At 48.8% G+C, this 16,667-nt stretch carries 11 protein-coding genes; 2 read left to right on the forward strand and 9 right to left on the reverse strand.

Features of this window, described 5'->3' with window-relative positions:
• Nucleotides 1-6 precede the first annotated feature (6 nt).
• From DXN05_RS04275 to DXN05_RS04300, 6 genes are all read right to left on the reverse strand, one after another.
• Entirely contained in the window at nucleotides 7-1,644 is a 1,638-nt protein-coding gene (locus DXN05_RS04275; protein ID WP_211329970.1) for a TldD/PmbA family protein, read from the reverse strand.
• A gap of 63 nt (nucleotides 1,645-1,707) precedes the next feature.
• A complete protein-coding gene (locus DXN05_RS04280) occupies nucleotides 1,708-3,450 on the reverse strand; it encodes a hypothetical protein (protein WP_116845952.1) in 1,743 nt (580 codons plus the stop codon).
• Nucleotides 3,447-5,576, reverse strand: a complete 2,130-nt coding sequence (locus DXN05_RS04285) for a hypothetical protein (RefSeq protein ID WP_116845953.1) — start codon at nucleotides 5,574-5,576, stop codon at nucleotides 3,447-3,449. The genes DXN05_RS04280 and DXN05_RS04285 overlap by 4 nt, the downstream gene beginning before the upstream one ends.
• Nucleotides 5,563-7,029 carry a BatA domain-containing protein gene (locus DXN05_RS04290; RefSeq protein ID WP_147313835.1) on the reverse strand — a complete coding sequence of 489 codons (1,467 nt, stop codon included), beginning with the start codon at nucleotides 7,027-7,029 and terminating at the stop codon, nucleotides 5,563-5,565. Before DXN05_RS04290 ends, DXN05_RS04285 begins: the two co-directional genes overlap by 14 nt.
• Before the next feature lies 1 nt (nucleotide 7,030).
• Nucleotides 7,031-7,915, reverse strand: coding sequence for a DUF58 domain-containing protein (locus DXN05_RS04295; RefSeq protein WP_211329971.1), 885 nt, complete (start codon nucleotides 7,913-7,915; stop codon nucleotides 7,031-7,033).
• 46 nt (nucleotides 7,916-7,961) lie between these two features.
• Nucleotides 7,962-8,960 carry an AAA family ATPase gene (locus DXN05_RS04300; RefSeq protein WP_116845955.1) on the reverse strand — a complete coding sequence of 333 codons (999 nt, stop codon included), beginning with the start codon at nucleotides 8,958-8,960 and terminating at the stop codon, nucleotides 7,962-7,964.
• A gap of 211 nt (nucleotides 8,961-9,171) precedes the next feature.
• Between DXN05_RS04300 and DXN05_RS04310 the strand changes: the two genes are divergently transcribed.
• Entirely contained in the window at nucleotides 9,172-9,798 is a 627-nt protein-coding gene (locus tag DXN05_RS04310; protein WP_116845957.1) for a DUF4159 domain-containing protein, read from the forward strand.
• Nucleotides 9,799-9,870: 72 nt separating this feature from the next.
• Here DXN05_RS04310 and DXN05_RS04315 read toward each other — a convergent pair whose 3' ends face one another.
• The 3 genes from DXN05_RS04315 to DXN05_RS04325 all read right to left on the reverse strand — a co-directional run bounded on the left by DXN05_RS04315 (nucleotide 9,871) and on the right by DXN05_RS04325 (nucleotide 15,182).
• Entirely contained in the window at nucleotides 9,871-10,665 is a 795-nt protein-coding gene (locus DXN05_RS04315; protein ID WP_116845958.1) for an SDR family NAD(P)-dependent oxidoreductase, read from the reverse strand.
• 87 nt (nucleotides 10,666-10,752) lie between these two features.
• On the reverse strand, nucleotides 10,753-14,379 hold the full coding sequence (locus DXN05_RS04320; protein WP_116845959.1) for a BamA/TamA family outer membrane protein: 3,627 nt from the start codon (nucleotides 14,377-14,379) through the stop codon (nucleotides 10,753-10,755).
• A gap of 404 nt (nucleotides 14,380-14,783) precedes the next feature.
• A complete protein-coding gene (locus DXN05_RS04325) occupies nucleotides 14,784-15,182 on the reverse strand; it encodes a hypothetical protein (RefSeq protein ID WP_116845960.1) in 399 nt (132 codons plus the stop codon).
• Nucleotides 15,183-15,758: 576 nt separating this feature from the next.
• On the opposite strand from DXN05_RS04325, the gene DXN05_RS04330 reads away from it, so the two are divergent.
• Nucleotides 15,759-16,637: a HEPN domain-containing protein gene (locus DXN05_RS04330; protein WP_158559122.1), complete on the forward strand. Its 879-nt coding sequence runs from the start codon at nucleotides 15,759-15,761 to the stop codon at nucleotides 16,635-16,637.
• Nucleotides 16,638-16,667: the final 30 nt, after the last annotated feature.

Raw genomic sequence — 16,667 nt, forward strand, 5'->3', positions numbered from 1 at the left:
CGTTGATCAGATTTTTCGTGCAGTATTAATTACGTTTACACCATTAAAACGGGCAGTGCTGCTGCCGTGTGATACGGCATTGGATTGTGCAGGCTGCCCTTTGCCATCGTTGAAAGCCCCGCCCAGCCGGTAATCCCGCGCATCGGCTACAGCAGTGCAGGAATTCCAGAACTCCTGTGTGTTGGCCTGGTAAGCAACATCTTTCAGCATGCCGGCAATTTTACCATCTTTTATTTCGTAGAAGGTCTGGCCACCGAACTGGAAATTATAACGCTGCTGGTCAATTGAGAATGACCCGTCGCCAATAATATAAATGCCTTTCTCCACGTTTTTAATCATATCATCCACACTCAGGGTATCTTTACCCGGCTGCAATGATACATTCGGCATACGTTGAAACTGTACATCTTCCCAGCTTTGCGCATAACAACAGCCCTGCGATTGTTTGAGACCGATAATATGCGCCTGGTCGCGGATAGCCTGGTAATTGACCAGCACACCTTCTTTAATTAAATCCCATTCACCGCATTTCACGCCTTCATCATCGTATCCTACTGCACCGAGTGAGCCTTTCTGTAATTTGTCGGCCACAATGTTTACATGTTTGCTGCCGAACTGGAAATTTTTAGAACGCCATTTATCCAGTGTCAGGAAGCTGGTGCCTGCATAATTGGCTTCATAACCCAGCACGCGGTCAAGCTCTGTAGGGTGTGCCACAGATTCGTGAATGGTGAGCCACAGGTGCGAAGGATCGAGAATAAGATCGTATTTACCCGGCTCTACTGTTTTTGCTTTTAGTTTCTGGTCAACATCAATGGTGGCATTCTTTACGTCTTCCAGGATATCGTAGCGGTCTTTATAACGCGTAACAATGCCACTTACCTTGCTTTCAGGTGTAGGCGTTAGGTATTCGTAACCCATACCAACCGGTGAACTCAGCGACTTGCGTGTTTCAAATTTGCCGGTGGCCTTGTTGGTTTTGGTTACCGTAAATGTGGGAAAAATACGGTGTATATCCTGGTCAATATACGAGCCATCAGTAGAAGCGAAATACTTCTGTTCGTTCACCGCGAGAATGGCAGAGTTAACGAAGTTGGCCCCGCCCTGCATGGCAATGCTGTTTACTTTCAGCAGCAGATCGGCCTTGTCTTTTACCGGTATGGCAAATGTATTTTGCTCAATCGGGGTTTTCCAGTTTACTTCACCATAACCCTGCTGGGGCGCCAGCTGTACGGGTTCGGTAATAATTTTCGCATTGGCTTTGGCTACTGCTACTGCACGTTCGGCCGTTTTGGCTATGCCTTCGCGCGTAACATTATTGGATGCCGCGAAACCCCAGCTGCCATTGGCAATAACGCGTATGCCCACACCAAACGATTCGGTGTTTGAAACACCCTGCACGCGGTTTTCACGCGTTACAATAAACTGGTTCAGGTAGCGGCCAATGCGTACATCGGCATAAGTAGCGCCTTTTGATTTTGCGGCATTCAGGGCAATATCCGCCAGCTCTTTTTTCATGCTTACGGTCATGCCTTCTTCCAGCGCCTGCAAGGGATCAATAGGGTTGCCGAGTAATGCAAACTTCGGCAACATCACAGCCCCCAGGCTCATGGCCGAAAGCTGCAGAAAGTCTTTTCTTTTCAATGTGTTCCCTCCTTTTAGTTAAAAAATAGTTTTGGTTAAATTGATGCACATTATCTTAAACCATTAAGTATAAGCCAGCTTCCGTTCTATCCACAACACTGTACAAGCCAGTAACAGTACTACTGCTGCATACCAGGGCGATAACTCCTGCTGTTCTGGCTGTTGCTGTGTAGCAGTGACCGCCGCATTTTGCTGTAACCGGCAAAAGTCGCGTGTGGCGATGAGCCTTTGCTGCCTTTGCACATTCAGCCAGTCTTGCAGCGCATATGCATACCACCAATGTGTGTCGCCATGCGTACCGATGCCTGCCTGCCAGCCTGCTGCTGCCGGCCAGTAACTGCCCTCGTATAAATAAGGCAGCTGCGGGTTTTGCGCGAGCGCAATGGCTGCAGCGCCTACCTGTATCTGTGGTGGAACTGCTGCATTTATTACAAGCCGTACCGCGTGCCGCACCAGTGGTAAGGCAGGCAATACCTGCCATTGCTCTGCTGTTTCTCTTTTACGCGCGGCCTGTTGTAAAAGGCCGGTCCAGTAAGCAGCATAGTCTGCCTCATGTGCAGCCAGCAGCCAGCTATAGCTATTGTTAAGGGTGGTATATACCAGTTTACCACTCCCCAGCAAGGCTGCCGCAGCCAAAGATTTGCGCTGGTTATTCTGTACCAGCGGCTGCATCCATTCGCTTGCCTGGAGATACGATTGCTGTGTTGTTGTAAGTGCTGCGGTAACAGCATTGTTTTCATCACGCAGCAATAACTCCTGCGGTGTGACCTCTGTTGAAGGCTGCACAATGAAAGGCTGCTGGTAAAAAGCTGTTTTGTTATATGCAGTATCCGACCGGATAATCATACCCATCCCCTTTGCCGTTACCTGCGCCTGCAGTGTTGTTATTTCACTTGCGGGCATGGCCTGCAATGCCGCAGCATCGGCAATACACACATCTATTGAATCGAGCAGTATATTGTTCAACCTGTCAAGCGAAACAGCAGGTGTATTTAAAAACGAAGTATGGTATTTTTCTTTGCTGATGGCCGTGCGTATAAATACGGTATGCCCATTGCGGCCCAGCCAACCTGCGAGAAACTTGTTTTCAAAGTCGGGTGAAGAAGCCAGGAGCAGCACCTTCAGCCTGGGCGCTTGCTGTACCGTAACAGCAACCGGTTGCTGCTCCAGCGTGTCTTTCGCCTGTAATAAAGTGAGGGTATACACCGCATTACCCAGGTGCCTGGGCACCGTTCCCAGCGTAAACTGCCTTATTCCCGGCGCAAGCGTAAGGGAATCGAGCAGGGTTGATCCCATTTGCAATAACAGTTGCAGGGGCTGGTTAGCATTGCCTGTTACAGCGCCTTGCACCTGTAAGCGATTTCCTTCAGTTAGCTGCGGCAGCCAGCTTACCGCGCCAATGCCTGCGACCGGCGTTGCCGGATGAAACACGCACTGTGCGGGAGGCAATTGCTGCAACTCATCCGGCAACAGGCCATAACCCAGCAGGTGTATGATTTGTATGTTTGCCGGCACAACTTCCCCCTTGTTCCATTTATAGATTTTTACGCCGTTGTTTGCTTTCAGCAGGGCCTGCAAACTGTCTTCATCATAGCCATCTGTCAGCAGCAGGGCTTTACCCATTGCCGTTTTATTTACGGTGTAGTGCACAGGTATGGCCAAACCGCCAAAACCTGCAAGTGCAAGTACTGTACACCACAACCGCAGCCAGCGCCGCTTTTGCGGCACACGCCGCCACTCTTTCCACAACAGCAGCACGGCAGCAGCGGCAAGCAATAGCAGTACTATCGTATTCCATTGCCTCATGGTTTGCGGGATTGGTTTAGCTGGTGAAAATATTGCTGCGACAGGCTATTGCCGGTTGTGCTGTTTGCGGCAGGCGTGCTTGCCGGTGCAGACAGCAATTGCTGCAAAGCGCTGGAAACCGCATTCATATCCTGGTTTGAAAATGGTTGCTGCCGCTGTATTTTTTCTGTTATCCTTTGTGCCGCCTCGTATGCAGCAAGATAACGGGCCGGTGCATGCGCTGCTTCTTTGCCCAGGGCTGCTGTTGCCTGTTGCAGCAGGGATACGTTGTTTGTATTAACCGCAGCCCCTGCCTTTAATTGCTGTAACATACCCAGCGCACTACGCAGCCTGGTTATTTCGGCAGATGCCGGTTGAAACTGCTGACGGGCAGAAGGTGAAATAATTTTACTCAGGTCACCACTCAACCGTTTCTCCTGCTTTAACGGCGGTGTTTTGGCGCCTGTTTTGGCTACATAAGCACGGGATTTTTGCTGCAGGTCTTTCAGCAGCCGTAGGGCCTTATAAGCAAAGGGCAAGGCCTCCTGCGGTTTAAAAGTGCGCAGCCGCAGTTCGGCATTCCACATTTCCGTCAATGTAGCCTTGAGCTGCTTTTTTGTTTCGGGTTCAAAAAAGCCGGCATCTTCTGCGTTGTCGTGCTTATCGGTGTAGGTATCGAGTATTTTGGCTGCATTACCAAAGTCGGCAGGGTTGTAACTATCTGCTTCACCTGCTGCACGCGGGTCGCCGATATTGGATTCTGCTTCTTCACCCAGGAACTTGCCATAACGCAAACGCAGCAGCTTCTGGTCAATACCCAGGTTATTGCTCCTGTTTTTAAATGTTTCTGCTGCAAGGGTATCTTTTTCCCGGAGCAATTGCTCTGCATCCAGTATAATTTGCCGCTCGCTGCGAAAGTATTCAGGCTTCAGGTTTACGCCGTTTACAATGCCATCCATACTCATCAGCTGCGCAGTATCGGGGAGTGATACAATCAATACATCCGACCGGGTTTGCTGCGCATGTACGTCTGTTGCCTGGATATAAAAATACAATTCATCACCGGGGTGCATGCCCAGTTGTGCGAGGTCCAGCGTTTTTTCAACTGTGTACAATGGCAGGTGGCCGGTGAATGCCGTGGCAAAGGGTATTCGCTGTTCTTTAAACTTTACAGCTTCGCCGTTACCGCTGGCAATGGTAGCCACAATAAATGCCTGCTGTACGCCATAATCATCTGTAATGGCAGCTTGTACATGTGCGGACCGGGGCATGCCGTAATCAATTACTGTGTAGGGTTTGGGGGCCTGCACCTGAATGGCCGGCGGCTGGTCTTGTTTTATCTCAATTTTATTAAGCCCGCCTGCAGTTTTATTCAGCACTACCTGGTAAAAACCGGGTTGTATAAGGGTTTTTCCGCCGGTCCATTGCCGCCGAGCTGTATCAGTGGCCTGCAAAGTAAGTACTGTGCTGTCGTTGAACAGCAGCTGTACTGCAGTCGCCTTTTCTGTAGTTTGCAGGTTCCATTGTACATGTGCGCCCGCTTCTGCCAGTATATCCGGCTGTTGTTGTTTCCTGGCAGGCAATTCCAGGTAGGCAGGTGGTGTAATGATAATTTGCAGCGATTGCGTACCGGCTACCGGCATACGAACCGGCTCACTGCTATTGGCTTTAGGCTGCCCATTGCTGCCCGCCTTATGCAAGGGCAACAGTACGCTTAACGCAGCCATCACCATTGCACACAACAGCAGCCAGGTGGCTTTTTTCTGCCGGGATAAAAAAGGTTTCAGTTCGGGCAAATCCACCACTGCTGTTTGCAATTTGCATACCTGCAACTGCTGCAGCAGGTTTAAATCATGTTGCGGCAGTAACAGCAATTGTGTGCTTTGTTCCATTTCGGCATAATGCGCGTTCAGGTAACGTACAACATCTTCATCACGTAAACGCCAGGCCTGTGAACCAGGCAGCAGGGTTGCCAGCATGGCTATACCCGCCACAATACCCCAGTACCAGCTAATGTGCCCCAGGTGTAACACCACACCTGCAATTACTGCAGTAGCCAATGCTGTTGTTACATACAACCTTAACGCCTGCATGCGCCAGGTTTTACGCAAACGGTTAATGATAGGATGCGGGTTAGACTGCTGCATTAGCCCTCCTCTTTTGTCTTAATGCTACCAGCCGTTCAGTGATAAACACCAGCAACAATATTATCCAGCAAACAGGTGTAAGGTTAATTGTTGCAGCGTTTGCATTACTGCCCGCGCTATTACCTGCTGCCGGCAAAAACACCGGTTGCACCTGTAAGCTATCCAGCGTACGGTTATCGTATTTGTAATGCGCATTTTGCGGCAATAGCAGTTGCAACAACATAACCGGGAATGCACTATTCCAGGTAAGATTGTTCCATTCGGTATTAAACCGGCTGTAAAAATGCACGATGGTTTGCCCATTGCTGGCGGTGCCTGCCAGTAAAGCCTGACCAAATGCATCGCGCCACAACACATGCGCAGTATCAGTTGCAGCAGTATTGCTGCGCAGCAATGCTACCGGTTGCTGCATACCAGGTATAAGCGGCGGTAAAACACTGTATTGTTGCGTGGCTTTATCGCCATCATACAACAACACATGCCGTGCATTGGAAGCAGGCAGTTTTTTATCGCTCAGCCAAAACAACCAGTCTGCCGGGTGTGCCTCGTCCTGTTTACCGGTATAAGGCGCAATCATTATACGCCGGCCGGTGTATTGTGCTATGGCTTTTACCGCTGCAGTTACATATGCCACATCTGGATTGTTACCTGCGTATTCAATGTGCAGGGTTGCCGTATCCGCTACAGCCGTATCGCCGAAGGCGGCCACATTTAACAAACCGTGCTGATTGCTGAATACGAAGCCAGGTGCCCCGGTTTTGGCGGATATAACTGCAGTTTCAAACACGGTAGCCGCAGTATTGGATGCACCGCTGATAATACGCAGGCTATCGCCCGCAGCAGCATAGGCGCATTCAATCCAGCGGGCTGTATCGGTTGGCGAAAATGTTATCCATTGTACCACCCTGCCGGTAACCGGCTTTACGCCTGTAAAATGTTGCATGGCATTGCTGGTGAACACTACAAAAGGTAGCCCGGCAGGCGCCTGCTTATCAAGTTGCGTAAACTGCTGCCAGTACAACGCACGGTTTGTTACTGCAGCCGGTTGTGTTGTATCAGCAAAACTGGCCGCTGCAGCTGCATTGTTGAGATAATGTAATATATAGCCGCTGTTAAGCAGGGAATCTATCGTTGTATGAAAATGATGGTAGGTTGCTGCCAGTTGCGATTCATCTACCACCACCCAGCCTTTTTGCCGCGCAGCTGCATTGTAGCGCCATAGTGGTTTTGCGAGCAGCACGGCCAACAGGGCTATCAGCAGGCAGCGCAATAATAGCAGCAGCCACTCTGTAATGCGTATGCGGCTATGACTGTTCTGCTCATTCTTTTCCAGCAATGCAATGCTGCCTACCTGCATGGTACGGCGCTGCCTGCTGTTCCATAAATGAATCAGCAGCGGAATCGCCATTCCGCCCATAGCGAGTAGTTGTATGGGTTGTTGCAGCTGCAGCACGTTATCGCATTATTTTGTTCCGTTGTTTTAAAAAATCGCGCAAGGCTTTGTCAACCGGTTCGTTCATTGGCATCAGGTAATAGGCAATACCCTGGTCTAGCTGTTGTGTGCGAACTGCGGCAAGGTATTGTTGCATCCGTTCCCTGTAACCTGCTGCATCCCTGTTGCTGATGCCTACTATTTCTCCTGTTTCCAGGTCTTCCAGCGCGGTATAACCGCTGTAATCCATTTCCAGTTCATTGCGGCCCATCAGGTGCAGTACAATTATCTCGTGGCGCAATGCACTGCAGGTTTTCAGCAGCTGCGCTATTTCGCCGTCACGGTCATACAAATCGGTTATTACAATAAGCAGCTCACGTGTTGTTTCACCTGTAAGCAGTTGCTTGTATTGTGTTGCCGCGGCAAAACTTCCGGCAGGTGCTATCTGCTCCAGCTGATAATAAAAACGCGCCATATGCTGCGGATCTTTCCTGGGCTGCAATGCCTGTACCTGCTGTTGCTGCAATACGTATAAACCCACCGCATCGCCCTGGTTGTGCGCCAGGCAACCAAGACAGGCTGCTACATAACGCGCATACTCTATTTTGGTAAACTGCCCGTCGCGGTGTTTCATCGATGCACTCGCATCAATAACCAGGCGAACGGCTATACTTGTTTCAATTTCCGATTCCCGGATATAATACCGGTCACTGCGCGCATACATACGCCAGTCGAGCCAGCGTAAATCATCGCCCGGCTGATAGCTGCGGTACTGGCTGAACTCGAGCCCTGCACCTTTTACATTGCTTTTATTGATACCGGCCATAAAACCGCTGATCGTGGTTTTGGCAGCCAGCGACAAATCTTTAATAGCCATCAGGATGGCAGGATCGGGCAAATGCGACATAAGCCGGAAATTTTAAAACAGGAATCAAACAGGCTGTTCACCCTTACTACAATATGCCTTTTGCCATGGGTGTTTGCTTCAGCAGTTCGGCCGTTACCTTGTCACTCGTAATGCCTTCTGCATCGGCTTTAAAATTCATGAGTATGCGGTGGCGCAGCACCGGGTAAGCCATGGCTGCAATATCTTCCGTTAATACGGCATACCGCCCTTTAAACAGCGCCCTGGCTTTGGCTGTAAGTATCAGGGCCTGGCCGGCTCTTGGTCCGGCACCCCAGCGTACCCACTCTTTTACATAGGCCACAGGTGTTGTATCCGGGCGTGTGCCACGCACCAGGCCGGATACAAATTCTACCAGGTCGTCGCTGATGGTTACATCACGCACCATACCCTGCAGCTGTTTAATTTCCTCCCCGTTCAAAACAGGCTGAATGGTTACTTTTTTATTCCCGGTTGTATTGCTCAGTATCGCTTTTTCTTCTGCAGCGCTGGGATAGCCAATCTTCACATACAATAAAAACCTGTCCAGCTGCGCTTCCGGCAAAGGATACGTGCCTGCCTGTTCAATGGGGTTTTGGGTGGCGAGAATAAAAAAAGGTTTATCAAGCGGGTAGGTTTGCCCGCCATAAGTTACTTCAAACTCCTGCATGGCTTCAAGCAGGGCAGCCTGTGTTTTAGGCGGTGTGCGGTTAATTTCATCTGCCAGCACAATATTCGCGAACAAGGGACCTTTATTGAATTTAAAGAAGCGCTTGCCGGTTACATGATCTTCTTCCAGCACTTCGGTGCCAACGATATCGGAAGGCATAAGATCGGGCGTGAATTGTATACGCCTGAATGAGAGGTGCAGCGCCTGCGACATGGTACGCACCATCAATGTTTTCGCCAGGCCCGGCACGCCTTCCAGCAGGCAATGGCCACCGGCCAGCAGGGCCACCAGCATTTCATCCAGGATAGCATCCTGGCCAACAATCACCTGTTGAATTTCCTCCTTCAGTAATTTCAGCTTTTCGAGTAATTGCGCTACCGTGTTTGCAGTTATTTCCAATGCCAACAGTTTTAAAAATCATAAATGAGGCCAGCAAGAAGACAAGAGAACCACCACAGGCACCAGGCAAAAATCTTTGCAGCTCATGTGCACTTTGTATTGATGTGGTTCTTACTTTTAAACAGAAAGAGGAAATTAGTTATAAATACAGGAATTTTAAAAAAAATACACAACCGGTAACCGACAATATCCGGGTTTACAGCGAAAAGCAATGAGCAGTGCAAAATTCACCTTTACACGATTAAGATACCGCTCGGGCGATTGGGACACCGATCAGCGCATGCCCGCGAACCTGCTTAATTCATTGCTGGAATACACAACCATCCCTATTGATGTAAAGGAAAAAGTAATCGACCTCAGCAGCAATGATCTCTTCGACGCCCCCTTCTGTTATCTCAGCGGCCACAAACTGGTACAATTTGATGCCCAGGAACGTGCGCACTTTAAACAATATGCAGAAAACGGCGGTTTCATTTTCGTAGACGATTGCAACCATGATATCGACGGCCTTTTTGCCAAATCGTTCGAAGCCCAGATGAGCAGCCTGTTTGGCGCTGCCGCCCTGAAAAAAATACCCAACAATCATCCGCTGTACCATTCGTTTTTCTCCTTTGAAAAAGGCCCGCCTACTACCTCTTTTGAACTCAATGGCTGGGGCGATGACCTGGTGCACGATTACCTGAAAGCCATTGAAATAAATGGCCGCATTGCGGTACTTTACAGCAATAAGGATTATGGCTGCGAATGGGATTATGATTTTCGCAACAAACGTTTCCTGGCAGAAGACAATACCAAATTCGGTGTGAATATTATTGTGTATGCAATGAACAACACTTAAGCCGGGAGTTCTTTAAAAAAACAATCCCATACGTTTGTACGGGATTGCATTGACAGCCTTATACGAACTGCGTTATACAATAAATTTCGCCACACCGCCATCTGCACGCAGCGATGCGCCATTCGTTGCCGATGACAACGGGCTTGCAATGTACACTACGAGGTTGGCGATTTCCGCAGGCGCTGCAAAGCGCTGCAGCAATGAAGTGGGACGCAATGTTTTGAAAAATTCCACCTCCGCTTCTTTTACCGTAATGTTTTGTTGTTTTGACCAGGTGCTGATCATTTCCGTAACACCATCTGATGCGGTAGGACCAGGTAGTACCGAATTTACCGTAACCTTTGTTTTCTTCGTTAACTCTGCCAAACCACGGCTCACTGCCAGCTGCGCGGTTTTTGTCATACCATAATGAATCATCTCTTCAGGTATGTTCAGGGCAGATTCGCTGGAGATAAAAATGATCCGTCCTTCGTTCTGTTGCAGCATTTTAGGCAGGTAGGCGCGTGATAATCTTACGCCGCTCAGTACGTTCACTTCGTAAAATTTCAGCCAGTCTGCATCAGCTATTTCAGTAAAGGCTTTGGGTTCAAAAATACCTACGTTGTTAACAAGGATATCCACTTCAGGCAATGCCGCAATCAATGCATCCACTTCATCTGCTTTAGAAAAATCAGCGGCGATACCCTGCACACCGGCTGCGGGATATTTTTCCTTCAACTGTTTTACCACTGCATCAACCTTGTCTTTTCCCCTTCCGTTTATTACTACAGACGCACCTTCTTTAAGTAATCCTTCAGCAATTGCCAGTCCGATACCGGTAGTAGAGCCGGTTACCAGGGCGCGTTTGTTGGTTAATTGTAAATCCATGTGCTTGTATTTTTTATGCAAATTTCCGTTGTTCAATTCCACTTCAGGTGGTATACAACAGGTAATTGCTGGTAAAGTTCTATGGTGTCAGAATCTGAAATTAAGTGCGAAATAGGGCAATACTCCTTCGTGCGAATAACCTATCGTTACGCGAAAAACTGCCATGCGTACAGGCGCTACATACAAACCGCCGCCAACACCATTGTGCCATTGGCCCGAATGATCGTCTGTTGCCCATACGCGCCCAATATCATAAAAACCCAGCAAACCAAACTCACCGGGAAACAGGTACGAGGTAAAATCAGTAAGTTTTACACGAATTTCCAGGTTATTGTAAGCCATATGTTTTCCTGCAAAGCGGTATTGCCGGTAACCAAGCAGGTTGCCCTGCCCGCCGAGGTACATGGATTGATAAAATGCCGCATGTCCCAAACCAATACCGCCGCCCAGCCTGTCGGCCAGCACAACAGACGATTTAGCATTCAGGCTTTTGTAAAATGCAAACTGCGGAACCAGCTGCGCATAATTTTTAGCATCCCCGCTGAAGCCTTTGTAGGCCCGCGCACGCACATCGATAAACACACCCCAGGCAGGCAGCACTTTGTTGTTCCGGGTGTCGAGTATATACGCAGCTTCAATACCTGCATGCATTTTAGCGCGTGCAACTGATAAGCTGTCATAAGTGCCTATATCTCCCGGGTGCGTGGTAATAAATCTGTCCTCGTTATCAGCAGAATCGAGATCGTAAAACTGTACTGCCGGCCCAACGGATATGCTGCTTCTGTTGCTGCTGTTTCTCCAGCGTAACATGGCATTGGCCAGTATATTGGCAAAACGGGTGCGGTAATAACGGATGTAGTTGTCACCCGTTTTAATGAACGGCGTTTCATTGCCTTCCCCAAAAAAGTTAGATACATTGCTGGGTACCCGCGCATCGCCATGCAGCACAATATCGGCCTTACCTAGCGCATTCATCCACTCACCGGTGTATACTACGCGAAATGCCCCTGTGGCAAAAGCCACACCTGCCTGCAATTGCTGGCTGCTGGCATAAGGTGTTTTGCGGAAGCCCTGCTGAAAATGAACAAAGCCCATTCCTGCTATAATACCATCATCCAGGTTATACCCTACCACCGGCAACGGAATGGTTTTATTATAGCGGTTGGTTTGCACAATAGCCAGGTTATCATCGCTGTTCGAGATATGTGTATGCACGGTTTGGGTATTGCCTTCCAGCACGGCATTGGTGCCGTCGTAAATGTTTATGTTGTGAAACCCGCCCGGAGCACCCTGTATTACATAATGCTTGGCTTCCCTGCTGCCTACTATGCGTACGGCAATGGGGGAGCTGCTTTTGTTAATTACTACACTGTCACTCCCTTCGCCCAGGAACACGCGTACCTCGCGGGTTATTTCGGGGTCGAGTATGCGGTTGTACAGTTCATCTTCAATTTTTCCTTTTTTGGATATTTTGTATACACCCACCCATAACCGGCCGTTTGTGGTGTCGTTAATGTACACCAGCTCATTTTTATCGGAGGTTTGCACGTCTACAATCCTGCTCATAAACCGGTAGTAATCGCCCGAAGCGCGGGTCATATCATCGCGCCTGCTTTTCATCATGGCCAGTAACTGTGTATGGCGGATGGAATCTACCGCTTTGGGCATCCGCCGCAGGGCTGCTTCCAGCACCGAATCGGTGAACGAGGCCACAAAACGGAGGGTAATGTCCATCCACTGGCTGTAGCTGATGTTGTTTAAAAAACGGTCGTGCAGCGGCGCACCCCAATACATCAGCTCGTTTACATTTTCCACCTTGTCCCTGAAACCCTGGAGGTACGGAGCTGCCCATTTACGCGAAACCAGTCGAGGTACCCTGCCCTGGTTGGTGTATAAAGCCTGGTCGCGGTCGCGCGGGATAGCGGTGTAAACCGAGCTGCCGTTTTTCCTGTGCTCCAGCCAGCGCCACTGGTCTTCGTGGCGGTCCCAGTCGGCCAGGTACATATCCAGCAGTTTATCGCGCAGAAAAGCTGGTTGGTTCACCGAATTATCATTGTCTTTCTGTACCGCTTTCAGCAGTTTAACGGTGCTGATGCTGTTTCCGTAGGGTTCCCTTTCTTCAAACAGGCAAACCTGGCCTGCAAAATCCCTGCTATAGCTGCCCAGCGCCTTATCAGGCGCCACATATACTACCTGCGGGTTCGCATGTGGTACACCGGCTGCCTGGGCAAGTGCGGCAGTTGTTAAGGCAGAATAGGGGTGTGCAGCCGAAATGTTGTCCTGCACCAGGTCTTTCGCAAAGGTTTGCTTCAATACATCGGGCAATGCGGCTTCGGGATTTTTCTGAATGGTACGCAATACCCATTCTTTCCCTTCCTTATCGCGCAGCCGCAGCGATTTGGTCTGGTGCCCGCCGCCACGCTGCAACGGCGTAAAACCTCCGTTGGTAACCGACAGTTTAAATACGGGCAGCATAGCCGGCGTACTCCATTCCTTGCGGTAGTTTTCACCAAACATAGAACGGTGCCACCTGCTTACACTGTCATACGCCGCAAAAGGCGCCACACGCACGCTATCGGGGTATGTGGCATTCAGCACAGCTTCTTCCTGCTCTTTCACTGCAACAAACGACTTAACCCAGCTGAATACCGGTTTTATTGTATCATTTTCAAAACTGTAGCAGGTTAAACGAACGGCATTATTGGCCAGCACATCGGCTGTTACATAGCCCTGGCTGCCTTGCGCAAACAAGGAATTCCTGCCTTTTTTTACGGTATTGGTTTTACTGTCTGCACCACTGATCACCTGCAGCATATTGCCATTGATGAGCTGTAAGGTATGCTCGTGACCGGATACATGAATAATATTGGGGTAAGGCTTCATGGCATCTGAAAACCGTTTAATCATGTCTTTGTACAAAGGATGACGCAGGTCTTCCGGATTCGGGATAGCCACGCGGTACAATGGATACAGTGAACCCACAACCGGCAGCGGCAGATACAGGTTTTTATTGATATCGGTAAAAGGGAACAGGTGCTGCCGCAGACTGAAATAACCGCCATGCGGGCCGTATGATTTAAACGGGTGGTGTGTGGCAAAGAAAATGACTTTGAACCTGTTTTTATACAGCAGGTCTTCCATACGGGCAATCACTTCATCTTTGGTGGTACATTCACAGCCGGCATTATCTGACGGTTTGCCATAGGGAAACAGCCACCATTCAGAATCTGCCGCGATGATCACCACATTGTCGCCAATGGGTATTTCAACCGGGCCCGGGCAACCATCGGGTGGCAGCAGCTTCAGCAATGAATCGCCCAGGCTTTCGAGGTAATCGCCCTGCCTTACAATTTTCGCGTACCCGTTTACGCCAGTCCCGTCCCAATCGTGATTTCCCGGTACAAAATATACCGTTGCACCCTTGCTGCGCATGGGCTCAAACTGGGAGCGCAGTATGTTTTGTGTACCGTCCTGGCCACCGGCCTGCAAAGCCATGCCTTTGGGGTAAATATTGTCACCCAGGTAAACACTTACCGTTTTGCCGGGCAGCACATTAGCCGCAGCGTGACGTATCAATGCCTGCTGGCCGGCGTTTATTTCACCGGCGTCGCCCATGAGTATAATACGCTGCACCACACTGCTGTCTTGCGACAGGGCAGCCAATGGCAATAAAAGCAATGCAAAAAAGCCAATCCGTTTTAACCGTGCTATCATAGTAATCAATTCTTAAGGGGGAAATTCAGAGCCGGAAAGGGCATGTACAGCAGACAGGGATCTGTAAGGTTGCACAGACCCGGTAACCATTTACACAATGGTATTGCATGTAAAATACTTACTAAAACGTATAAAAACAAATAACCCGGGCACAGCTGTACCCGGGTTATTGCGTTGACTGGTAATTATTTAACCAGGTATACGTTATTGCTTTTTTCAGCACAATGTCTTTTGATGAACGGCCTATCATAAGCTGGAAGGTGCCGGGCTCAACACAGCTTACATCATCTTTCACATACAACTGCACTACTTCATCGCCTGCATGTTTGCCTGCTGTTTTACCATACCCGTTGGCCCATCCGGGTTGCCCGGCATGCGAACCTGGCTTGTAAGGAAAATTTGGGCTATTCGGCAGCAGCAGGCTGCCTATTGCTGCCTTTGTTAAGCAGGGTAATAATCTGGTCTTTGTCTTTTACCAGTTGTTGCAGCAGTATAATATTCTGTTGCAGGGCATGCATCATTTCATCGCGTGTAAAGTAGGTTGCATGTTCATCATTTGTTTCAAAAGCATGCCGGTGATTTTCTCCTAACATAGAGCCTTCGCCGGTGATAAGCCATATTAGACTTAAGTCGAAGTAGTGGTTATAAATTTTTTCGAGAATATCTGATCCGATAGTACCTTTTCCCTTGGCTTGTTTACCTAAATAGCCATTGGAGAGGCCACAATTTTGCTCAAAAGCATAGGCAGTGATGTTTTTGTAGGCAAGGTAGCGGTAAAGGCGGTCAATCAAGCGTTCGGTCATTGGCGAATTTAATAGAAAAAAGTTGCTAAAAAATTTGACATTCTGGACGGATGCCGTAATATTGTGTTTGAAAGGTACGAGATTGTGTTTGAAAGACGTGCAGTTTGCGCGGTTACTTTCGGCAAATAGCGCTTGGTCTTCCCTCTTTCAACAGCCTAATCTGGGGTTGTTATTTCGGGCGCTATAATTTATAATCGGTATGTGGCCGTCGATAATTCAGGTCGCCGGTACATATCCAAGAATATCCTGGAAAACTGCGGTAGCCTGCGCGGCTATTGCAGCCTTTATTTTCACTAATTATATGTTATTGTTAGGGTATGTGCAGTGTTGCTGCGCAGGGCATTGTTTTGCCTTGTGGGAAGCCTGTGTGTGCCTTAATAAACAGGTTTTATTTCTACTGGCATTCAAAGAGTATGCGGTTAGGCGTAGGGCTATGCTGCAATCTTACTTAGTGAACAACAACGCACTCTCCTGCCGCGGGTAATGGCCTGCAAGGGTTTGCACTTAACCTGTTGCCTTAAACGCTTGTGGCAGTGTAACTGCATAAGCCATTTTTCACTTTTAAGTTATTCAAAAATGGAGAACACCAGTTCACTCAGCGGTTCCTTGCAGGAATCACCGTTTGATCAGATAATTCCTGTTATAACACAGTCTGTTCCTGTAGAAAGAATATACCTCACAGGCCGGCAACGACATAAAATAGTGGTTGAAAACATATTTAATGTATTTATCAACCCGTCTACAGAAGAAAGCAGTTACGACCTGGTAGTTATTGTTTCGGCAGAAGAACGGCGCTCTGAAAATGAGTTGCAGGATGTTATTGAAAACCGTTGCAAGGTCATAGCACCTGTTAACGTGTTAATTATGGCATTGCCTAAGTTCAGGCAGCTGCTCGATGTTGGTCATCCTTTTATATTCGCGGTAACACATGCAGCAATGCTGCTTTTCGATTCAGGTACCATCACTGCCACGCTTAACAAACTCCCTGATGAAAAAGAGTTTATTGAGCAGTCGCGTGCCGATATTACCGGATGGTCGCATTCGGCAACCGTATTTCTCGACGGCGCAGGCTATTATGTGCAGGCAGGGCACCCCAACATGTCGGCATTTATGCTGCACCAGGCCACAGAGCATTGCCTTATCGGGTTAATACGAACCATGACGGGTTATAAGGTACACACGCACAACATTGATAAACTGCTGCGTTATGCACGCAGTTATTCACTGGAGCTGAATGGCCTGTTTCCGCGTAACACGCCCGAGGAGATTCACCTGTTTCAGCTGTTGCAGAAGGCCTATGTAGATGCGCGTTACAAGCCCACCTACACCATTACACAGGCCGAAGTACTGATTATCACTACCCGTGTGCAAAAAATTCAGACACTGGTACAGGAAATATGTCACACCCAGTTAAATGCCCTTGAAAACAGCATTAACCAGGCCGGTATTGCATGATAATTCTTTATTATTGCGTTGTTTTAAAAC

The sequence above is a fragment of the Deminuibacter soli genome, assembly GCF_003412455.1.
In the GTDB taxonomy this organism is placed as follows: domain Bacteria; phylum Bacteroidota; class Bacteroidia; order Chitinophagales; family Chitinophagaceae; genus Deminuibacter; species Deminuibacter soli.